At 68.4% G+C, this 20,053-nt stretch carries 17 protein-coding genes and 1 pseudogene; 5 read left to right on the top strand and 13 right to left on the bottom strand.

Going from position 1 to position 20,053, the window contains the following annotated elements:
- Window positions 1–22: 22 nt before the first annotated feature.
- Window positions 23–790 (top strand): fumarate/nitrate reduction transcriptional regulator Fnr, encoded by a 768-nt coding sequence (gene fnr, locus ACWCIA_RS06270; RefSeq protein ID WP_454161736.1) that lies wholly within the window; start codon window positions 23–25, stop codon window positions 788–790.
- 108 nt (window positions 791–898) lie between these two features.
- Here fnr and ACWCIA_RS06265 read toward each other — a convergent pair whose 3' ends face one another.
- The 8 genes from ACWCIA_RS06265 to ccoN form a co-directional block, all read right to left on the bottom strand.
- The gene (locus ACWCIA_RS06265) at window positions 899–1,327 is read right to left on the bottom strand and encodes a VOC family protein (RefSeq protein ID WP_454161735.1); all 429 of its coding nucleotides are present in this window, start codon (window positions 1,325–1,327) and stop codon (window positions 899–901) included.
- A gap of 183 nt (window positions 1,328–1,510) precedes the next feature.
- Window positions 1,511–3,370 carry a DUF885 domain-containing protein gene (locus ACWCIA_RS06260; RefSeq protein WP_454161734.1) on the bottom strand — a complete coding sequence of 620 codons (1,860 nt, stop codon included), beginning with the start codon at window positions 3,368–3,370 and terminating at the stop codon, window positions 1,511–1,513.
- A 76-nt stretch (window positions 3,371–3,446) separates the two neighbouring features.
- Entirely contained in the window at window positions 3,447–3,998 is a 552-nt protein-coding gene (locus ACWCIA_RS06255; RefSeq protein WP_454161733.1) for a FixH family protein, read from the bottom strand.
- Between the two features lie 12 nt (window positions 3,999–4,010).
- The gene (ccoG, locus tag ACWCIA_RS06250; protein ID WP_454161732.1) at window positions 4,011–5,396 is read right to left on the bottom strand and encodes a cytochrome c oxidase accessory protein CcoG; all 1,386 of its coding nucleotides are present in this window, start codon (window positions 5,394–5,396) and stop codon (window positions 4,011–4,013) included.
- Window positions 5,393–6,328 (bottom strand): cytochrome-c oxidase, cbb3-type subunit III, encoded by a 936-nt coding sequence (gene ccoP, locus ACWCIA_RS06245; protein ID WP_454161731.1) that lies wholly within the window; start codon window positions 6,326–6,328, stop codon window positions 5,393–5,395. The genes ccoG and ccoP overlap by 4 nt, the downstream gene beginning before the upstream one ends.
- The gene (locus ACWCIA_RS06240) at window positions 6,321–6,485 is read right to left on the bottom strand and encodes a cbb3-type cytochrome oxidase subunit 3 (protein WP_454161730.1); all 165 of its coding nucleotides are present in this window, start codon (window positions 6,483–6,485) and stop codon (window positions 6,321–6,323) included. The genes ccoP and ACWCIA_RS06240 overlap by 8 nt, the downstream gene beginning before the upstream one ends.
- 12 nt (window positions 6,486–6,497) lie before the next feature.
- Entirely contained in the window at window positions 6,498–7,115 is a 618-nt protein-coding gene (gene ccoO / locus ACWCIA_RS06235) for a cytochrome-c oxidase, cbb3-type subunit II (RefSeq protein ID WP_454161729.1), read from the bottom strand.
- Window positions 7,116–7,133: 18 nt separating this feature from the next.
- The gene (gene ccoN, locus ACWCIA_RS06230) at window positions 7,134–8,609 is read right to left on the bottom strand and encodes a cytochrome-c oxidase, cbb3-type subunit I (RefSeq protein WP_454161728.1); all 1,476 of its coding nucleotides are present in this window, start codon (window positions 8,607–8,609) and stop codon (window positions 7,134–7,136) included.
- 341 nt (window positions 8,610–8,950) lie between these two features.
- Here ccoN and ACWCIA_RS06225 point away from each other — a divergent pair, with 341 nt between their 5' ends.
- Window positions 8,951–9,349: a TraR/DksA family transcriptional regulator gene (locus tag ACWCIA_RS06225; protein WP_454161727.1), complete on the top strand. Its 399-nt coding sequence runs from the start codon at window positions 8,951–8,953 to the stop codon at window positions 9,347–9,349.
- 4 nt (window positions 9,350–9,353) lie between these two features.
- Here ACWCIA_RS06225 and ccoS read toward each other — a convergent pair whose 3' ends face one another.
- The 5 genes from ccoS to ACWCIA_RS06200 all read right to left on the bottom strand — a co-directional run bounded on the left by ccoS (window position 9,354) and on the right by ACWCIA_RS06200 (window position 15,811).
- Entirely contained in the window at window positions 9,354–9,506 is a 153-nt protein-coding gene (gene ccoS, locus ACWCIA_RS06220) for a cbb3-type cytochrome oxidase assembly protein CcoS (protein ID WP_454161726.1), read from the bottom strand.
- Window positions 9,507–9,508: 2 nt separating this feature from the next.
- Entirely contained in the window at window positions 9,509–11,899 is a 2,391-nt protein-coding gene (locus ACWCIA_RS06215; protein WP_454161725.1) for a heavy metal translocating P-type ATPase, read from the bottom strand.
- Window positions 11,896–12,654, bottom strand: coding sequence for a sulfite exporter TauE/SafE family protein (locus ACWCIA_RS06210; protein WP_454161724.1), 759 nt, complete (start codon window positions 12,652–12,654; stop codon window positions 11,896–11,898). The genes ACWCIA_RS06215 and ACWCIA_RS06210 overlap by 4 nt, the downstream gene beginning before the upstream one ends.
- Before the next feature lies 1 nt (window position 12,655).
- Window positions 12,656–14,110 carry an oxygen-independent coproporphyrinogen III oxidase gene (gene hemN / locus ACWCIA_RS06205; protein WP_454161723.1) on the bottom strand — a complete coding sequence of 485 codons (1,455 nt, stop codon included), beginning with the start codon at window positions 14,108–14,110 and terminating at the stop codon, window positions 12,656–12,658.
- 105 nt (window positions 14,111–14,215) lie between these two features.
- The gene (locus ACWCIA_RS06200) at window positions 14,216–15,811 is read right to left on the bottom strand and encodes a methyl-accepting chemotaxis protein (protein WP_454161722.1); all 1,596 of its coding nucleotides are present in this window, start codon (window positions 15,809–15,811) and stop codon (window positions 14,216–14,218) included.
- A gap of 159 nt (window positions 15,812–15,970) precedes the next feature.
- Between ACWCIA_RS06200 and ACWCIA_RS06195 the strand changes: the two genes are divergently transcribed.
- From ACWCIA_RS06195 to ACWCIA_RS06185, 3 genes and pseudogenes are all read left to right on the top strand, one after another.
- A complete protein-coding gene (locus ACWCIA_RS06195; protein WP_454161721.1) occupies window positions 15,971–17,191 on the top strand; it encodes a metal-dependent hydrolase in 1,221 nt (406 codons plus the stop codon).
- Between the two features lie 196 nt (window positions 17,192–17,387).
- Window positions 17,388–18,710, top strand: coding sequence for a sigma 54-interacting transcriptional regulator (locus ACWCIA_RS06190; RefSeq protein ID WP_454161720.1), 1,323 nt, complete (start codon window positions 17,388–17,390; stop codon window positions 18,708–18,710).
- 590 nt (window positions 18,711–19,300) lie between these two features.
- Window positions 19,301–20,053, top strand: a pseudogene (locus tag ACWCIA_RS06185) (hypothetical protein); the annotation flags it as partial.

The following is a 20,053-nucleotide window of genomic DNA, read 5'->3' as shown; positions in this document are numbered from 1 at the left end:
TACCTCGTTTCTTCGTCCTAACATGACCCAAGGCATCCCACTTCCCGCGACGGCGCCGATCAGTCTCGGCGCGATCAAGGCCAGCTGCAGCGCCTGCAGCATGCACCAGCTCTGCCTGCCGATGGGGCTCGACGACGCCGACATCAACCGGCTCGACCAGATCATCGGCCGCCGCCGCCGCCTCGCGCGCGACGAGCGCCTGTACGCCATGGGCGAGCCCTTCCGCAGCCTGTACGCGATCCGCTACGGCCATTTCAAGACCTACCAGGTCAATGCCGCCGGCGAGCAGCAGATCACCGGCTTTCAGATGGCCGGCGAGCTGCTCGGCATGGACGCGATCAGCGGCGACCGCCACCACTGCGACGCGGTGGCGCTGGAAGACAGCGAAGTCTGCGAAATTCCGTTCGCACGCCTGGAAGACCTGTTCGGCCAGGTGCCCGCCCTGCTCCGCCATTTTCACCGGATCATGAGCCAGGAGATCACGCGCGAGCAGAACGTGATGCTTCTGTTGGGCAATATGCGCGCCGAGCAGCGCTTTGCAGTGTTCCTGGTGAACCTGTCCGCACGTTATGCGGCGCGCGGCTACTCCTCGACCAGCTTCGGGCTGCGCATGTCGCGCGAGGACATCGGCAACTACCTGGGCCTGACGATCGAGAGCGTGAGCCGGCTCCTGTCGCGCTTCAAGAAACAGGGCTGGATCGAAGTCGACAAGCGCGAGGTGCGCCTGCTCGAGCCGGCCAAGCTGAAGGCGATTGCGGCCGGCACCGACCAGTGCAGCCCGATGAGCTGAGTGCCTAATAAAACCTCCATGGCTGCGTTGCATCGTCTCGCCGTACCCTGGTACTGTCTTCGACGATGCGCCTTGCCCTGGAGGTTTTCTTAGGCGCTCCCCTCCGGATTAAAAAGTAACCCGCACCGCCGGGGCGCTGCGCTGCGCCTCGCCGTGGTAAACGGCTTCGATGTTGTTGCCGTCCGGATCGAGCGCGAAGGCAGCGTAATAGCCGGGGTGGTAGGCGCGTTCCCCGGGGCCGCCGTTGTCCTTGCCGCCCGCGGCCAGTGCTGCCTTGTGGAAAGCATCGACCATCTCGCGGCTGCCCGCCTGGAAGGCCAGGTGGTGGCGCCCGGTCAGCATGCCCTGCGCGGCCTCGCTGTCGGCGGTCGAGACGAACAGTTCGTCGGCCCAGAAATAATCCTCGCCGCTAGCCGCCAGCGGCACGCCCAGCGCTTCGAATACTGCCGTATAAAACCTGCGCGACGCAGGGAGGTTGCGCACCACGAGCTGGATGTGGTCGATCAGGCGGCCGCGGTAGAGTTCCTGGGTTTCCATAGCGCACTCCTTCGGAAAGAGGTGGTCGGGAATCCATTCTATCGTGCGGCGGACGTAGGGTGGGCTCTCGAGCCCACGCGGTTTCATCACGTGCATGGACGCGCTGCCTGCGCGTCCGCGGCATGGTCGCCTGGACGCAGAGTACGTACCGCGTGGGCACAAGTGCCCACCCTACCGGTCGGTTCAGGCCTTCGCCTTCTCCTTCGCGATCCAGCCGTCGACCAGCTGGCCCAGCACGTCGAGCGGCACGGAACCGGCGCCGAGGACCATGTCGTGGAAGGCCGGCAGCGAGAATTTCGGGCCGAGTTCGGCCTTGGCCTTCTCGCGCAGCTCCAGGATGCGCAGCATGCCGATCATGTAGGCCGTGGCCTGGCCCGGCCAGGCGACGTAGCGGTCCACTTCCTGCACGTTGATGCCGTAGTCGACCGCCTGCTGGCGCGTCCAGCCCTTCATGTGCAGGCCGGTGTCGACCACCAGGCGGCGTGCGCGGAACAGTTCCGACCCGAGCGCGCCCAGGAGGCCCGGCACGTCGCCGGTCTTTTCGTCCCCGTACCAGCCCTGCTCCACCGCCAGGCGTTCGGTGTACAGCGCCCAGCCTTCGCTGTGCGCGCTGCCGCCGCTGAAGATGCGCTGGCTGCGGTATTTCGGGATGCCGGTCAATTCCTGCTGGATCGCCAGCTGGAAGTGGTGGCCGGGTACCGCCTCGTGGTAGGACAGGCTGCGCATGCGGATCATGTCGAAGGTCGGACCGCGCATCGGCACCCAGAACACGCCCGGGCGGCTGCCGTCCGGCGCCGGCAGCGAGTAGTGGGCGGCGGCCGAGGCCTCGGTCAGCGGCGGCTCGCGCAGCACGACGACCGGGGCTCGCGGCTTCAGGTTGAACAGGCTGGCGCTGCGCCGCTCGGCGTCCTTCACCATCTCGACGTACTTGGCCAGGATGGCCGGGCGCGGGTCCTCTCCATCCTTCACCTTCGGCTGGAAGGTGGCGTCGAGCGCCTTCATGCGCGCCTCGATGCTGCCCTCGTTGAAGCCGAGCGAGCGCAGGTGCTTGTCCATCTCGCCTTCGATGCGCGCCACTTCGCGCAGGCCGATCGCATGGATCTCCTCGGCGCCGAGCGTGGTGCTGGTGTAGTTGGCGAGCGCGCGGGCATAGGCTTTGGCGCCGTCGGGCAGGCGCGAGATGCCGGCCGTGTCGGTGGTCTTCGGATGCAGCTCGGCCATGAAGGCTTGCACGCGGGTGTAGGCCGGGCGGATCTTGTCCTCGACGATTTTCGTCGCGCGCGCGATCGCCGCCGTACGCGCCGCGGGCGTCAGGTCCTTCAACTCTGCCGTGCGCTGCTCGAGCGAGGTCACCAGCACGTTCTGCGGCGCGGCCGGCTTGAGGAAGGTGTCGACCTGGAACTGGGCGCGCTCGAGGATGAAGCGCGGCGGGATCAGCTTGCGTTCGGCGGCGGAACGGCCGCGCGCCAGCGCCTCGTCCATGCGGGCGGCTACCTGGTCCAGGCGGGCCAGGTAGCTGTCGACGTCGGCCGCGCGGCGCATCGGGTGGGTCTGGGTCAGGAAGTTCACCAGGCTGACCTGCACGCCGCTGAACTGCGAGAACACGAAGTTGTGGTCCTCGAAGGGCTCGTTGGCGACCGTGTTCGAGAGCGACCAGCGCATCACCATGGCCGAGATGCGCTGGGTCTCGCTCAGCGGACCGGCCAGGAATTTGTCGAGGCGCGCGAGGCCCTGCTTCGCCAGCGCGATGGCCTGCTTGCGCTGGGCCGGCGTCTGCGGCGTCAACTCGCGGTCCAAACGTTCCTGCTCGGCGCCGCCGAAGTACTGGGTCGAGGTGGCGAACTGCGGGTTGCGGCGCACCCAGTCGTTGGCGAACTTGTCGGCCCAGGCATCGAAGGCGGCGTTCGGCTTGACGGCGGGAGCAGTGGCAGCCGTTGCGGCGGGTGCGGCCAGCGCCGCCGAGGGCAGCGCGGCGGCCAGCGCGATGGGAACGAACAGGGAAGCAAGGGCGACGCGCAAGGCGCATTGGAACTGAGCAGGCATGGTGTCTCTTCTAATTAGTAGTCCGGCAAATTGCCGCGCTGGAAATCTAACATGGAAGAGTTGGGAGGAACAGTCTTTACAGTCGCGTGCGCGGCCCTGCCTGGGGTGTCGGGTCGGCGACGATTTCCAATCCGCCCGCAGCCGGATTCCAGCGCCGCGCCAGGCGCCATTCGCGCCCCTCCCCTTCGATCACCACCTGCCAGTGCGTCATTTCCAGCCGCGGCAGGGGAATCGCGAAAGCACCATCCGGGCCAGGGCGCGCCGCGAGCACCAGGTCTTTCGCAGGCAGGGTCGGATGCGCCAGGTGGATGCGGATCGGCGCCGCCAGCGGCCGGCCGAAGCTGGCGAGCCGCCCTTCCAGGCGCCCGGCCCGCGCATTGTAGCGCGCCCTAAAGGCGAGCTGCAGACCAGTCGCCACGCGGTCGCGCCGCAAGTCCTGGTTGATCGCCTTGCCCTGCTTGTAATAGTCGTCCACGACCATGGCGTCGGGCTGGCGCAGCGCGAACCAGACGGTGACGGCGGTCGCCAGCATCACGGCGGCCGGGCCGAGCATGATGAACCAGGGCCAGCGATGGCGGTACCAGGGCCTGACCGGCGCCTGCGGGAAAACGGGTAAAGCGGTTTGCATGATATATCCCTCTCAGCGCGGCACGATGAAGGCCGCCTCCTCGCGCACGGCGACCGCCGGGTCGTCGAGCGCGGTGATGGTGAATGCGATCCGGTGCGAGCCCGACGCGCCGCCGGCATCCGCGCGCACCCGCACCGGCACCGCACGCGTGCTGGCGGCGTCGACCTCGACCACCTCGCTGTCGGCGATCGCGGCGCCCGGCAAGCCCGCCACGCCCAGGCGGTAACTGCGCGCCTGCTCGCTGGTGTTCATCAGCTGCAGCCGGTAGACGTTCTCGATGCGGCCGTCCTCGACCTCGCGCCCCATCGAGCCGCGGTCGCGGATGACGTCGACCTTGAGCGGCACCCGCAGCGCGAGCGAGGCCGTCATCGCCGCCACCATCAGCGCCAGCACCGCCGCATAGCCCAGCACGCGCGGACGCAGCAGGCGGCGCCTGACTTGCTCGCTGCCCCAGCCCTTCGCCAGCGCCTGCTCGGTGGCGTAGCGGATCAGGCCACGCGGCCGCTCCACCTTGTCCATCACGCCGTTGCAGGCGTCGATGCAGGCGGCGCAGCCGATGCATTCGTACTGCAGGCCGCGCCGGATGTCGATCCCGGTCGGGCAGACCTGCACGCACAGGGTGCAGTCGATGCAGTCCCCCGCCCCCTGCCCGCCCGGCAGGCGGCCGCTGGGCGACCGCGGCTCGCCGCGCGCCCGGTCGTAGGTCACGATCAGCGTGTCCTTGTCGAACATGGCGCTCTGGAAGCGCGCATACGGGCACATGTACTTGCAGACCTGCTCGCGCATCCAGCCGGCGTTGCCATAGGTGGCGAAGCCGTAGAACAGCACCCAGAAAGCTTCCCAGGGCCCCAGCTGCCAGGCCAGCACTTCCGCCGCCAGGGAACGCACCGGCGTGAAGTAGCCCACAAAAGTAAAGCCCGTCCACAGGGCGACCGCCAGCCAGGCCGCGTGCTTGGCGGTCTTCTTGGCGATCTTCTCTGCATTCCAGGGCTGGCGGTCGAGGCGGATGCGGGCGCTGCGCGCGCCTTCGATCCTGCGCTCGATCCACAGGAACAGCTCGGTGTACACCGTCTGCGGACAGGCAAAGCCGCACCAGACCCGGCCGGCCACCGTCGTGACCAGGAACAGGCCGTAGGCGCAGATGATCAGGAGGCCCGCGAAATAGATGAAATCCTGGGGCCAGAGCACGAGGCCGAACAGGTGGAACTTGCGCGCGCCGAGGTCGAACAGCACCGCCTGGCGACCGTTGTAGCCTATCCAGGGCAGGCCGTAGAACAGCAGCTGGGTGAGCCAGACGCAGGCCCAGCGCAGCGTCGCATAGCGGCCCTTGGCCTCGCGCGGGTAAATCTCCTCGCGCGCGGCGTACATCCTGATGACCGCCTCCTTTGGCGCATTCATTTTTTGGCTACCTTCACGTCCACAGGGTTCGACAGGCTCCAGACATAGGCCGCCAGCACGTGCACCTTGGCGTCGCCGAGGAACTCGCCGAAGGCGGGCATGGTGTTGGTGCGGCCCTTGCGGACGGTTTCCATGATGGTCTCGGCGCTGCCGCCGTAGAGCCAGGTCTTGTCGGCCAGGTTGGGCGCGCCCAGCGCGGGGTTGCCGGTGCCGGCGGCGCCGTGGCAGGCCACGCAGGCGGCGAATTTCGGCTTGCCGAAGACGACCTTGATCGGGTCGGCGGTCACGCCCGACAGGCTGCGCACGTAGTGGGCGACCGCCTCCACGTCCTTGTCCGAGCCCAGCGCGGCGCCCATCGGCGGCATCATGCCGACCCGGCCAGCCATGATGGTCTGCTTGATCGTGGCCGGCTCGCCGCCGTGCAGCCAGTCCTTGTCGGTCAGATTCGGGTAGCCCTTGTTGCCGCGCGCGTCGGAACCGTGGCACTGGGCGCAGTAGTTCATGAACATGCGCTCGCCGATGGCGCGCGCCTGCGGGTCGGCGGCCACCGCCTGGATGTCCTGGCCGGCATAGCGCGCGAACAGCGGGCCGAAGTCCTGCTCGGCCTTCTTGAGTTCGGCCTTGTATTCGCCGGTGGAGTTCCAGCCCAGTTTGCCGGCGTAGGCGCCAAGGCCGGGATACAGCACCAGGTAGCCGACCGCGAACAGGATCGTCAGGTAGAACAGCACCATCCACCAGCGCGGCATCGGCGTGTTCAGTTCGGTCAGGTCCTCGTCCCAGACGTGGCCCGTGGTTTTCTGCGGCTGGCCGTCGGCGCCGAGCTTGACCCGGTACCTGGACTGCGACCACAGCAGGATGGCGCAGCCGGCGATCGAGGCCACGGTGATCAGGACGATGTACCAGTCCCAGAAGCTGCTGGTGAAATCAGCCATGCTCACTCTCCTCGTCCGCGAACGGCAGCGCCGCCGCGCGGTCGAAATCGGCGCTCCTGCGCAGGAGGAAGGTCCAGAGCAGGATGCCCATGAAGGTGGCAAACGACAGCACGGTCATCACGCTGCTGGCGCGGTCAAAAATGAGTTCGATCGACATGTCGGTTCCTCTTTAATTTCTTGTCTTGATCTGGGTCCCGAGACCCTGCAGGTAGGCGATCAGCGCGTCCTGCTCGCTCTTGCCCGCCAGTTCGGCCGGCGCGTTGTTGATCTCGTCTTCGGTATAGGGCACGGACAGCAGCTGCATGGCGCGCATCTTCGGCACGATCTCGGCCGGTTTCAGCTTGGTGGTGGCCAGCCACGGATAGCCGGGCATGTTCGACTCCGGCACCAGGTCGCGCGGATTGTCGAGGTGGCTGCGGTGCCATTCGTCGCTGTAGCGGCCGCCGACCCGGGCCAGGTCGGGACCGGTGCGCTTGCTGCCCCACTGGAAGGGATGGTCGTAGACGAATTCGCCGGCCACCGAGTAGTGGCCGTAGCGCTCGGTCTCGGCGCGCAGCGGGCGGATCATCTGCGAGTGGCAGTTGTAGCAGCCCTCGCGGATGTAGATGTCGCGGCCCGCCAGGCGCAGCGGCGAGTAAGGCTTCAGGCCGGCCACAGGTTCGGTGGTGGACTTCTGGAAGAACAGCGGCACGATCTCGACCAGGCCGCCAAAGGAGATCACGAGCAGGACCAGGCCGATCAGCAGCCAGGGGTTCTTCTCGATCCATTCATGGGTGAAGTTTTTCATGTTCGATGGCTCTCTTGCTCAGGCGTGCGTCGGCACGCGGGATTCGACGGCGCAGGCTTCGTCATGCGCCGGGTGTGGCCGATTCGGCTGCGGGATCGGCGCGTCGACATTCACGGTGCCGGCCAGCGTCTTCCAGGTGTTGAAGGCCATCAGCGCCATGCCCGACAGGTAGAGCAACCCGCCCGTGAAGCGGATCACGTAGTAGGGATAGGTGGCCTTCACGCTTTCGGCGAAGGTATAGGTGAGCGTGCCGTCCGGATTCACCGCGCGCCACATCAGGCCCTGCATCACGCCGGCGATCCACATCGAGGCGATGTACAGCACGATGCCGATGGTGGCGACCCAGAAGTGCGCTTCGACCAGCGACAGGCTCCACATCTGCTTCTTGCCGGCCAGGCGCGGGATCAGGTAGTAGATCGAGCCCATGGTGATGAAGCCGACCCAGCCCAGCGCCCCGGCGTGCACGTGGGCGACGGTCCAGTCGGTGTAGTGGGACAGCGAGTTGATGGTCTTGATCGACATCATCGGGCCCTCGAAGGTGGCCATGCCGTAGAACGAGAGCGAGACGATCAGGAACTTCAGGATCGGGTCCGAGCGCAGCTTGTGCCAGGCGCCCGAGAGCGTCATGACGCCGTTGATCATGCCGCCCCAGGAAGGCGCCAGCAGGATCAGCGAGAACACCATGCCCAGCGACTGGGTCCAGTCGGGCAGCGCGGTGTAGTGCAGGTGGTGCGGGCCGGCCCACATGTAGGTGAAGATCAGCGCCCAGAAGTGGACGATGGAGAGCCGGTACGAATACACCGGGCGCTCGGCCTGTTTCGGGATGAAGTAATAGACCATGCCGAGGTAGCCGGCGGTGAGGATGAAGCCGACCGCGTTATGGCCGTACCACCACTGGATCATCGCGTCCTGCACGCCCGCATATACCGAATACGACTTGAATGCGGAGACCGGCACCACCGCGCCGTTCACGACGTGCAGCACGGCGACCGCGATGATGTAGCCGCCGAAGAACCAGTTGGCGACGTAGATGTGCTGCACCTTGCGCTTGACGATGGTGCCGAAGAAGACGACCGCGTAGGCGACCCAGACCACCGTGATCAGGAGCGCGATCGGCCACTCGAGTTCGGCGTATTCCTTGCCGCGCGTGAAGCCCATCGGCAGCGTGATGGCGGCCGCCACCAGCACGGCCTGCCAACCCCAGAAGGTGAAGGCGGCGAGCCGGTCCGAGAACAGGCGCACCTGGCAGGTGCGCTGCACGACGTAATAGGACGTGGCGAACAGGCCGCAGATGCCGAAGGCGAAGATGACGGCATTCGTGTGCAGCGGACGCAGGCGCCCGTAGGACAGCCATGCGATGTCGAAGTTGAGCGCAGGCCAGGCCAGCTGGGCTGCGATGAAGACGCCGGCGGCCATGCCGATGACGCCCCACACGACCGTCGCGATGGCAAACTGGCGCACGATCTTGTAGTTATAGTTTAGACTGCCTTCCACAATACTCTCCTTTAAGGATTCCCTTGATTGACAGCAGGAGAGTAGTTTTCTGGACCTTAAAAATCCTTGATGTGAATCAAAATGTTCAGTTTCACCTCGGATAGGCCCGTAGGGTGGGGTAGTTGAGGCCGGGGGCCTCAACGACGTGCCCACGCGGAAGGATGCGTCGTGTTAGCGGATCCAAATGCATCAAGTTAGCGCCGCAGTCAATCGACGCGCCGCGGAGCGATTCGTCGCGGCTACTGGCTCTCGGATGAACACGTAACGCATGGGCACGGAGTGCCTACGCTGGCCGCGCCTACTCTACGGTCTATGTTCCCATTCATTGACAGGAAAATCGTATGCCGCCTATCTCGCAATCCCTGCACGACGAAGTCGCCAAGCAACTGCAGCAAAGCCGCGAAGCCACCCTCGCCACCATCCGCGCCCGTACCAGTTCCGATGCCGGCGACCCGCCGCAGATCGCGCCGTCCGCCCATATGGAAACGGGCGACGACTCGCCGGAAGCCGAGGCGACCGCGCACGACGAACACCGTTTCGCCGACCACGAAACCGCCTTGCTGCACGAGATCGACGCCGCCCTCGGCCGCCTCGAGTCGGGCGGCTACGGCATCTGCGTTTCCTGCGGCTGCGACATCCCGGAAGAGCGCCTGCGCGCCACGCCGACGGCGCAGACCTGCATCGCCTGCCAGGAACGGATCGAGCAGGAAAACGGCGGCGGGCGCGGGCCGACGATGTAAGGTGTCAAGGACCTGCGCTGTCGTCGTCGCGCAGCACGCGCAGCGCCGGGCCTTCGAGGTCCTCGAACTGCCCGCTGTCGGCGGCGCCGAAGAAGATCCAGACGGCCAGCGCCACCAGCACCAGGCTCAGCGGGATCAGGAGGTAGAGGGCTTCCATGCTTATTTCCTCAAGCGCAGCGCGTTGAGCACGACGATGGCCGAGCTGGCCGCCATCCCGATGCTCGACAGCCAGGGGTTGAGCAGCCCGGCCGCCGCTGCGGGAATGGCGAGCAGGTTGTAGGCGCTGGCCCAGGCCAGGTTCTGGCGGATCACGCGCAGGCTGCGGCGCGCGGTCACGGCGGCGTCCAGCAGCGGCGCCAGGCTGTCCCCGAGCAGCACGCCGTCCGCATGCAGCTGGGCCAGCGCCGCGCCGCTGCCCATGGCAAACGAGACGTCGGCGCCGCGCAGCACGGCCGCGTCGTTGATGCCGTCCCCCACCATCGCCACCACCGCTCCTCCCGCCTGCAGGTGCCGCACGAAGTCGAGCTTGTCGGCGGGCAGCTGGCCACCGGCCGCCTGGGCGATGCCGGCCCTCGCGGCCAGCGCGGCCGTGGCCTGCGGGCTGTCGCCGCTGAGCAGGATGACGGTTTTACCGGCCGCTTCCAGGGCGCGCACCACCCCGGGCGCCTCCAGGCGCAACGCGTCGGCGATGTCGAAGCGCGCCAGCCAGCGGCCGGGGCACCCAAGCCAGACGACGCTGGCTTCATGCTCGTCTCCAGTCTCATGCGGCTGCGGCCCGGCGACAACCCCCACGAAGGCCGCATTCCCGAGCCGGTAGCGCACGCCGTCGACGCTGCCTTCGACGCCCTGCCCCGGCACGGACGAGACCTCATCGGCGCAGGCGGCGGGCGGCGCCGCGGCGCGCAGGGCGGCGGCCAGCGGATGGGCGTTGCCCGCTTCCAGCCCGGCCGCGATACGCAGCGCCCAACGCTCGTCCGGCGCATCGAACAGACGGGTCGCCACCAGGCGCGGCCGGCCCAGGGTCAGCGTGCCGGTCTTGTCGAACACGACGTGGGTGGCGCGCTCGAAGGTTTCCAGGGTGTGCGGGCTGACCGCCAGCACGCCGCGCCGCAGCAGGCTGCCCGTGGCCGCAGCCAGGGCCGTGGGCGTGGCCAGCGACAGCGCGCAGGGGCAGGTGACGACCAGCACCGCGATCGCGGCCGGCCAGGCGCGCGCCGGGTCGACCAGCTGCCAGCCGACGAACACCAGCACCGTCAGCACCAGCAGCGCCGCGACCGACCAGGCCGCGACCCGGTCGGCCCAGAGCGCGATCGCCGGCTTGCCCTGCCCGGCCTTGCCCGCCAGGCGCACCAGCAGCGCCAGCGTGCTGTCCCCTGCCGCGGCATGGACGCGCAGCACGACCGGCTGCGCCACGTTGACCGCCCCGCCCGGCAGCACGTCCCCAGGCCCCATGTGCTTCGCGCGGCTCTCGCCGGTGAGCAGCGCCAGGTCGGCCTCGGTCTCGCCCTCGACGATGGCGCCGTCGGCCGGCGCCGCCTGGCCCGGCGCGACCAGCACCAGGTCGCCGGGACGCAGCGCGCTTGCCAGCACCAGCTCGGGCGTGCGCTCGAAGGGCCAGCGCGGCAGGCGCTGGGCGGAAGCAGGTAGTCCTTCCTGCAGCGCTTCCAGGGCTGCCGCCGCGCGCCGGCGTGCGCCGAGTTCCAGGTAGCGGCTGGCCAGCAGCAGGAAGACGAACATCGTGACGGAATCGAAGTACAGGCCGGTCCCGCCTTGCAGCAGCGCGGCGGTGCTGCCGGCAAAGGCGGCGCCGATGCCGAGCGCCACCGGCACATCCATGCCGGGCAGGCCGCGGCGCAGGTCGCGCCAGGCCCCGAGGAAGAAGGGCCGGGCCGAGTACAGCACGGCCGGCAGCGTCAGCAGCATCGATGCCCAGCCCATCAGGGCCGTCATGTCGGCATCCATCGTGCCGTCGTCGGCGAGGTAGACCGGCACCGCGTACATCATCACCTGCATCATCGACAGGCCGGCGACGAACAGTTGACGGAACAGCGTGCGCCGCTCGCGCGCCAGCTGCTCGCCATGGCGTTTCGCATCGTAGGGATAGCCGGTGTAGCCGATGGCGTGCAGGGCGCGCAGGATGGCGCTGACCGTGCAGGCGGCCGGATCCCAGGTTACCTGCAGGCGCGCCGCGCTGACGTTCAGGCTGGCCTCGATCACCCCGGGCACGGCCTGGACGCGGCGCTCGATCAGCCAGACGCAGGCGGCGCAGCGGATGCCCTCGACCGTGAAGCTGCCCTCCCCCGGATTCCCGTCCGCGTCGAACAGCGCCAGCTCGGGCGCTTCCGACGCGTCGACGTGGGCACTGAAACCGGTGCGGGTCGCGTAGTAGTCGTCGCAGCCGGCATCGACGATGGCCTGCGCGGCCGCAGCGCAGCCGGGACAGCACATGTCCTGTTCGACGCCCTGGACGCGGGCGTGCCAGCGCGGCCCGTCCGGCAAAGGCAGGCCGCAGTGGAAGCAGCCTGCAAGCTGGTCGACGACCGCGTTCACGGGTGCGCTCCCGGAGCGATGCAGACCGCGGCCAGCCAGCTGGCCGGCAGGCCGCCGGCCGCGCGCGCCAGGCCGAGCAGGCCGAAGGCGAGCACCAGGGCGCCGCAGGCCAGGCGCACCGCGCGCAGTCCCAGCCAGCCGCGCAGGCGGGCGCCGGCCAGGCCGAGCGCCAGCATCATCGGCAGCGTGCCCAGCCCGAAGGCGGCCATGACGGCGGCACCCGAGGCAGCCGAGCCGCTCAGCATGGCGGTCACCAGCACGCTGTAGACCATGGCGCAGGGCAGCCAGCCCCACAGGGCGCCGGCGACGAACATCCTGCCCGCCGTGTCGGGCGGGCCGACCCGGCGCAGGGCCGGCGCCACCCGGCGCCACAGCAGTTGCCCGGCTCCCTCGATGCGGGCGATGCCGCGCCAGGCGTCCATCAGGTAGAGGCCGAGCGCCACCAGCATCGCGTTCGCCAGCCAGTATGCGCCGGCCTGGAGGCCGGGCAACGCGGCCAGCGAGACCGCTCCGCCGCCGATGCCGCCGGCGAGCGCGCCCGCTGTGGCATAGCTGGCGATGCGGCCCGTGTTGTAGGCGGCGGTTCGTACCAAAGGCTGGCCCGCGTCCACCGGACGCAGCGCGATGACGGCCGCCCCTGGCCGCACGCGCGGCGGCGCCAGCGACAGCGCTCCGACGATCCCGCCGCACATGCCGGCGCAGTGGACGCTGCCGAGCAGGCCCACCAGGAAGACCGGGAACAGGTGCACGTTCATGTCAGAGGGTGCGCGAGTAGCGCGGCACGGACAGCGAGACCGTCGCCGGCGGGCCGAGGTAGCGGTCGAACACCATGCAGACGTTGCGGATCAGGAGGCGTCCGCGCATCGTCACCGTGATCCAGTCGCCGTCCAGGGTCACGAGGCCGTCCGCTTCGAGGACGCGCAGCACCGCCAGTTCGGGCGCGAAGTAGTCGGCGAACACGATCGGAAAGGCCTGCTCGATGGCCGGGATCGACAGCTCGAACTGGCACATCAGCTTCTGGATGATGGCGCGGCGCAGCAGGTCGTCCATGCCGAGCGCCACGCCGCGCACGACCGGCAGCTCGTTGTTGTCGAGCGCTTCGTAGTAGGCTTCCAGCGTTTTCGCATTCTGGCTGTAGGTGGCACCGACCGCGCCGATGGCCGAGACGCCGCAGGACACCAGATCGCTGTCGGCGTGGGTCGAATAGCCCTGGAAATTGCGGTGCAGGCGGCCCTGGCGCTGGGCCACGGCCAGGTCGTCGCCGGGCTTGGCGAAGTGGTCCATGCCGATGTAGACGTAGCCGGCGCCCGTCAGGCGTTCGATGCACAGAGCCAGCATGGCGAGCTTTTCGCCGCTGGCGGGCATGTCGGCGTCGAGGATGCGGCGCTGCGGCTTGAACAAGTGCGGCAGGTGGGCGTAGTGGTAGACCGAGATGCGGTCGGGACTGGCGTCGATCACCTTGGCCAGCGTCGTTTCCATGGTCGCCAGGCTCTGCTTCGGCAGGCCGTAGATCAGGTCGATGCTGACCGAGCGGAAGCCGGCCGCGCGGGCGGCGGCAATCACCGCGCGCGTTTCTTCCTCGGGCTGGACGCGGTTGACCGCCTTCTGCACCTCGGGGTCGAAGTCCTGCACGCCGAGGCTGATGCGGTTGAAGCCCTGGCGGCGCAGCTCGTGCACGCGTTCGGTGGAGACCGTGCGCGGGTCGACCTCGATCGAATACTCGCCCACCTCGTCGGGCGCAAAGGCGAAGTGGCGGCGCAGGTGGGCCATCAGCTCGTCCATCTGTTCGCTGGAGAGATAGGTCGGGGTGCCGCCGCCGAAATGCAGCTGCTCGACCTCGTTGCAGCCGGCGAAAAGCGCGCCCTGCATCGCGATTTCTCGCTTCAGGTAGTTCAGGTAGGTGGCGGCCTTGTCGCGGTTTTTGGTGACGATCTTGTTGCAGGCGCAGTAGTAGCAGACGGTGTCGCAGAACGGGATGTGCAGGTAGAGCGAGAGCGGGCGCGGGGCGCCGCGGGTGCGTACCGAGGCGACCGCATGCAGGTAGTCGCGGTAGCCGTAGCTGTCCTGGAAGCGGTCGGCGGTCGGGTAGGAGGTGTAGCGCGGGCCATTCTTGCCGAGGCGCTGGAGCAGGTCGCCATCGAAGTCGACGCCGCTCGTGAAGGGGATCGGCGCCGCGCGGCCGGCCTGGAAGGAAACTGCTTGAAGATGCATCTGGAACTCCTGCTCTATCGGGCTGCGAGGCGCAGACCGCGGGCTGCGGTCCGGCTTGGATGAAAGGAGTCTATTGATGCAGGTGTGCAAAATCCTTGATTTGGATCAAAATCGGCCCAGCTGGGCTGGAGCACCAGCCTCGTCCGCCGGGTCGCGGCCGCCGAACTTGAACACCGCCAGCGCCTGCGCCAAATGCGCCGCCTGTTCCGCCACGCTGCGCGAGTCCGCCGCGGATTCCTCGACCAGCAGCGCGTTGCGGCGCGTGATCGCGTCGAGTTCTTCCATCGCCGCGTTCACCTGGGCGATGCCGCTGCCCTGCTCGCGGCTGGCCAGCGTGATCTCGTGCATGATGGCCGCCGCGCCCTGCACCGAACCGACCACCTGCTGCATGGTCTGGCCCGCTTCGCCCACCAGCGCGTCGCCCGCGCCCACCTGGCGCACCGATTCCTCGATCAGCTGCTTGATTTCCTTGGCCGCCCCGGCCGAGCGCTGGGCCAGGCTGCGCACTTCGCCGGCGACGACCGCGAAGCCGCGGCCCTGCTCGCCCGCGCGCGCGGCCTCGACGGCGGCGTTAAGCGCCAGGATGTTGGTCTGGAAGGCGATGCCGTCGATCAGGCCGATGATGTCGACGATGCGCGTGGCCGAGGCGCTGATCTGGCCCATGGTGGCGCCGACGCTGTCGACCGCCTGGCCGCCGCGCCCGGCGACCCTGGCCGCGGCGCCGACCAGCTCGTCAGCGCGCACGGCCCCGTCGGTGTTCTGCTGGGCCGCGGCGGCGATCTGGCCGAGGCTTGCCGCCGTCTGCTCGAGGCTGGCTGCCTGCGCTTCGGTGCGTCCCGCCAGGTCGAGGTTGCCGGCGGCGATGGCGCGCGTGCTCGTTTCGATGGCGCGCACGTTGCTGCGCACGTCGCCGACGATGGCCTGCAGGTTGATGTTCAGCTGGCGTAGGGCGCGCAGCAGCTGCGCGAACTCGTCGCTGCCGCTCGCCTCGGGCAGGTGCGACAGGTCGCCGCCGGCCAGCGCATGCACGGCCTCGGTTGCGTCGCGCAGCGGCGCCAGGATCGCACGCCGCAGGGCGGCCCAGGCGGCGCAGGTCGCCAGCACGCCGAGCGCGGCCAGGAGGCGCCAGGCTGGGCCGTCGGTGGCCAGGCCGAGCACGGCCAGCAGCGCGGCCTGGGTGCCCATCGCCAGGCCGAGTTTGCGGCCCAGCGGCAGCCGGCGCAGGCCGCCCAGGCGCGCGAGCAGGCCGGTGCGCACGGCACGCCCGCCGCGGATCGCCAGCGCGCCCTGCTCGCCGGCGCGGAAGGCCCGGTACAGCGCCTCGGCGGCGGCGACCTGGACGCGCGTGGGTGCGGTGCGCACCGACATGTAGCCGGTCACGCGCCCGTCTTCCTTGACCGGCACGACGTTGGCGACCACCCAGTAGAAATCGCCGTTCTTGCGGCGGTTCTTGACCATCCCGGTCCAGGGCTGGCCCGATTGCAGCGTGCGCCACAGGTCGGCAAAGGCTTCCGGCGGCATGTCCGGATGGCGCACGATGTTGTGGGCCTTGCCCAGCAGTTCGTCTTCATTGAAACCGCTGACCTCGATGAAGGCCGGGTTGACATAGATGATGCGGCCTTTGGTGTCGGTCTTCGAGACGATTGACTGGCCTGCTTGCATCCGGTATTCGATACCGGTGACCGGCAAATTGGTACGCACTGCGCCTCCTGTGTTTCCATACGGCAAATTTAAACGGCGAGTGTATGCGGATTGAATCGTCGCAAACCTTGATGTGGATCAAGAAATCAAGCTTGACTGTTCAAAACCGTGAGTGTCCGCTCTGTCCGCCACGCGCCGAGCCGGTGCTACCATTGCAATATGGATAACTTGACCCACTCCCTGGTCGGCCTCGCGCTCGGCGAGCTGACCCATCGCGTGCTGCGCGCCGAGCCCGATCCTGCGCGCGCATCCACGCGGCGGCGCCTGCTGCTGGTGTGCGGCGCGCTGGCCAGCAATTTCCCCGACCTCGACCTGGTGCTGACCCCGCTCGCGCCGGAGCCGCTCGGCTACCTGCTGCACCACCGCGGCCATACCCATACGCTGCTGTACGCGCTGCCCCAGGCCCTGCTGCTGTTCGCGGCGCTGTGGGCCTTCTGGCCGCGGGCGCGTGCCCTGCTGCGGGCGGACGGCACGGCGCGCCTCGGCGTGGCCGCCGCGACCGTCCTCGGGCTGCTGCTGCACCTGGGCATGGACGCGCTCAACGTCTACGGCATCCACCCGTTCGCGCCCTTCGATCCGCGCTGGTACTACGGCGACATGGTTTTCATCGTCGAGCCGGTGTTCTGGCTGGCGTTGGGCACGCCGCTGGCCGCGCACGTGGCCGCGCCGCGCTGGCGCCGTCTCCTGCTCGGCCTGCTGCTGGCCGTGCCGCTACTGTTCGTGTTCACCGGACACTTGCAGTGGGGCTCTTTCGTCGCCATCGCGGCGATCTGGCTCCTGTCGCAGCTACTGACGCGCCGGCGCGGCGAACGGGCGGCCCTGCTTGCCGGGGTCGGCCTGGTCGCGTGCTTCGTGCTATTGCAGGGCGCGATGGCCGACATGGCGCGCGGCGAACTGCGCGCTGCTCTGCAGCGCGAGGACCCGGGCGCGCGCATCCTCGACCTGCCGCTGTCGGCCTTCCCCGCCAATCCGCTGTGCTGGGGTGCGATCGCCGTCAGCGAGGACGGGACGGGCGGCTACCGCATCCGCCGCGGAGTGCTCAGCCTGGCTCCCGGGCTGAACCCTCCTGCCCATTGTCCGCCGGCGATTGCCGGAGTGCGCGTCGCGCCGGGCCCGGCGGGCCTGGCCTGGGCCTGGGAAGAGCGCGGACGGCTCGCCAGCCTGCGCGCCCTGCGTTCGGGCGACTGCCGGGTCGACGCCTGGCTGCGCTTTGCCCGTGCGCCTTCTCTGGCGAACGGGACGGCCACCGACGTGCGCTATGGCCTGCCCGGCGCGCCGAACTTTTCCAGCCTCCCGTACGCCGCCCAGGCCGGCCTGCCCTGCCCGCCGGGGCTGCCGCGCTGGGGCTATCCGCGCGCCGACCTCCTTGGCATGCACTAGTCTCGCGCGCCGGTCAAGCCCCGCGCATTGTCGAGTTGGTAACGGCCCACGGACGGGCTTGTGGCCAATCGTGCAACACTGATAATGCAGTATGCTTAACCCATAGTTACAGCACAGCGAGAGCCCAGCAGGCAACCAGGCGTACCGGCTACCTGGACGGGCCGGCCACAAACAAGGGATACGCGAGGGAGAACGGATGGTTCCGAAACGACTACTCTGCATTGCACCCGACAGCGCCGGCGCAGCCGAAATCCTGCGCGCAGACATGCCCGACTGGCACATCCATGTCGTCCGGGGTTTCGACGAGGCGCGCCACGCGCTGCGCCAGGACATCTACCTGGTCGGCTTGCTGATGCATGTGATCGGTTCCCGGCCCCCGCTCGAGGTCGAGCGTTTCCTGCGCGAGCACAGCGAGGTCCAGTGGGTCGGCATCGCGGGGCGCGAGGCGCTCGGCATCCCGGCCTGGCGCGACCTGGCCGGCGACTACCTGTGCGACTACCACACGCTTCCGCTCGACACCCGCCGCCTCGTGCACACGCTCGGCCACGTCCATGGGCATGCGCAGTTGCGGCGCGCACGGCCGCGGGCCGGGCCGGCGCCCTCGGCGCTGATCGGCAGCTGCGAGGCCATGGAGCGGCTGCGCAGCCAGGTCGAGCGCGTGGCCAAGGTGGACGCCCCGGTGCTGATCTGGGGCGAAAGCGGCAGCGGCAAGGAACTGACGGCCCAGGCCATCCACCGCCAGTCGCTGCGCGCCACCGGTCCCATGGTGCCCATCAATTGCGGGGCGATCGCCCCCAACCTGATCCATTCCGAGCTGTTCGGCTACGAACGCGGCGCCTTCACGGGAGCGGCGCGCGACAAGGTCGGGCTGATCGAGTCGGCCAACGGCGGCACCCTCTTCCTCGACGAGATCGGCGACCTGCCCAAGGACTTGCAGGCCAACCTGCTGCGCTTCTTGCAGGACAAAACGATTACCCGGCTCGGCTCGACGCGCGCCATTCCCGTCGACGTGCGCGTGATCTCGGCCTCGCACGTGAACCTGCAGCAGGCCGTCGCCCGCGGCGATTTCCGCGAAGACCTGTATTACCGGCTCTCCGTGCTGCCCGTCACCGTGCCCTCGCTGCGCGAACGGCGCCAGGATCTGGTCGAGCTGGCCGAGCACTTCTTCCACCTGTATTCGGCCGACAAGTCGCCGCGCCTGAAGGGCTTCAGCAGCCGCGCCCTGGGCGCGCTGGCGGCGCATGCCTGGCCCGGCAACGTCCGCGAACTGATCAACCGCGTGCGGCGCGCGCTCGTGATGGCCGACGGCAAATGGATCGAGCCCGACGACCTCGACCTGGTCATGCCTTCGCCGCCGATCGAAGCCGTGCTCGACGACGCGCGCTGCAGTTCGGAGCGCCTGGCCATCCGCACCTGCCTCGACCGCAGCGGCCAGAACGTCAGCCGCGCCGCGCGCGACCTCGGCGTGTCGCGCACCACGATGTACCGGCTGCTGGCCAAGCACAACATGCGGCCTTAAAACATCTTCCTGCACGTTCCCGCAGGCGCATCCCGCGCCTGCACCTGCCGCCTCCCCTCCAGGTAGGTTTTCACTACGGAACGCCGGTTTCGCGGCATGCATACGCTCCTGCGCTGGACAGTCCCGCAGGTCACCGATATCGCCACTGCCCAGCTAATTCAGCAAATTTGTATTGTTTTTGTAAGCGCGCTCCGACCAGGACGCCCACTGACCACGCCTGTCGCATCCTGCTCAGCCACACATTGGACTTTGTCGGACCAGACGCATCGGGCGTGTAAGAACGTGTATCCATGCGGCCTGCGGCCGTTTCCGACGTCGGCTGTAGGCGCACGGCCAGATACTCTACGGCACAGTGTCCACCCCCAACTCAGCAAAAAGACACACAACTGTTCCAGATTCGGCACAGCTCGAATTCATTAAATTCCAGACAACAATGACTGAATGAAATTATGACATTCCACGAAAAATTTATGCTGGCTGATCAAGGATTTAAGTAATTCCCTACGCGGCTGGCACCCGTCTTGCATTAGGAAGCCTAGCTGGTACGACTGCCAGTCGGAACTCAACCACACACCCTAGGGGAATTTTTGATGAACAAGACCTTGCTCGTAACCGCCCTGTCGCTCGCTTTCGGCCTCAATGCCCAGGCCCAGACGACGGAGCCAACCACCGACTCTTCGACCACCGTGACCCAGAGCGGTCCCGGCGTGAACGCCAACGACGGCGGCACGGCCAGCATGGACGACAACTCGACCACTACCCGCACCGTCACCCGCACCGACGACAACTCGAACCGTAACAACGATTCGAGCACCCGTTCGAACATGAACAACGATTCGTCGACCCGTGACAACTCGAACCAGAACAACGATTCGTCCAGCCGCGACAACTCGGGCCAGAACCGCAGCACCGGTTCGGCGACCGCGAGCGCGATGGGCGCGGCTTCCGCCAACAACGGCGGTACCGCCACCTCCAACTTCGCCAACTCGTTCAACACCTCGAACGCGACGGCCACCAGCTCGCTGACCGGCACCGTCACGGGCAACACGATCCACAACATCGGTAACGTCGCCACCAACGGCGGCAACGCCAACGGCGGCGGCGCGACCGGCGGCAACGGCGCAATGGGCATGGGCGGCAATGCCCGTGGCGACGGCGGCGCCGGCGCATCCGGCTCGGGCGGCGAGGCCGCTTCCGGCTCGACCGGCGGCAACGCCATGACCGGCAGCGCCAGCACCGGCAACGCGATGGCGGGCGCGGCGACGGCCGGCAACGGCGGCGCGGGCGGCGCGGCGCGCGACGCGACCAGCGGCTCGGGTGCGGCGGGCGGCGCAGGCGGCGAC

The sequence above is a fragment of the Massilia sp. SYSU DXS3249 genome (assembly GCF_053668055.1).
The sequence above is the reverse complement of the archived record's forward strand: the minus strand, read 5'-3'. Positions and strand labels throughout refer to the sequence as shown.

Bases quoted from the DNA above. Each gene is read 5' to 3' on its own strand.
- fnr (WP_454161736.1), top strand. From the start codon at position 23: ATGACCCAAGGCATCCCACTTCCCGCGACGGCGCCGATCAGTCTCGGC.
- ACWCIA_RS06265 (WP_454161735.1), bottom strand. From the start codon at position 1,327: ATGGAAACCCAGGAACTCTACCGCGGCCGCCTGATCGACCACATCCAG.
- ACWCIA_RS06260 (WP_454161734.1), bottom strand. From the start codon at position 3,370: ATGCCTGCTCAGTTCCAATGCGCCTTGCGCGTCGCCCTTGCTTCCCTG.
- ACWCIA_RS06255 (WP_454161733.1), bottom strand. From the start codon at position 3,998: ATGCAAACCGCTTTACCCGTTTTCCCGCAGGCGCCGGTCAGGCCCTGG.
- ccoG (WP_454161732.1), bottom strand. From the start codon at position 5,396: ATGAATGCGCCAAAGGAGGCGGTCATCAGGATGTACGCCGCGCGCGAG.
- ccoP (WP_454161731.1), bottom strand. From the start codon at position 6,328: ATGGCTGATTTCACCAGCAGCTTCTGGGACTGGTACATCGTCCTGATC.
- ACWCIA_RS06240 (WP_454161730.1), bottom strand. From the start codon at position 6,485: ATGTCGATCGAACTCATTTTTGACCGCGCCAGCAGCGTGATGACCGTG.
- ccoO (WP_454161729.1), bottom strand. From the start codon at position 7,115: ATGAAAAACTTCACCCATGAATGGATCGAGAAGAACCCCTGGCTGCTG.
- ACWCIA_RS06225 (WP_454161727.1), top strand. From the start codon at position 8,951: ATGCCGCCTATCTCGCAATCCCTGCACGACGAAGTCGCCAAGCAACTG.
- ccoS (WP_454161726.1), bottom strand. From the start codon at position 9,506: ATGGAAGCCCTCTACCTCCTGATCCCGCTGAGCCTGGTGCTGGTGGCG.
- ACWCIA_RS06210 (WP_454161724.1), bottom strand. From the start codon at position 12,654: ATGAACGTGCACCTGTTCCCGGTCTTCCTGGTGGGCCTGCTCGGCAGC.
- hemN (WP_454161723.1), bottom strand. From the start codon at position 14,110: ATGCATCTTCAAGCAGTTTCCTTCCAGGCCGGCCGCGCGGCGCCGATC.
- ACWCIA_RS06195 (WP_454161721.1), top strand. From the start codon at position 15,971: ATGGATAACTTGACCCACTCCCTGGTCGGCCTCGCGCTCGGCGAGCTG.
- ACWCIA_RS06190 (WP_454161720.1), top strand. From the start codon at position 17,388: ATGGTTCCGAAACGACTACTCTGCATTGCACCCGACAGCGCCGGCGCA.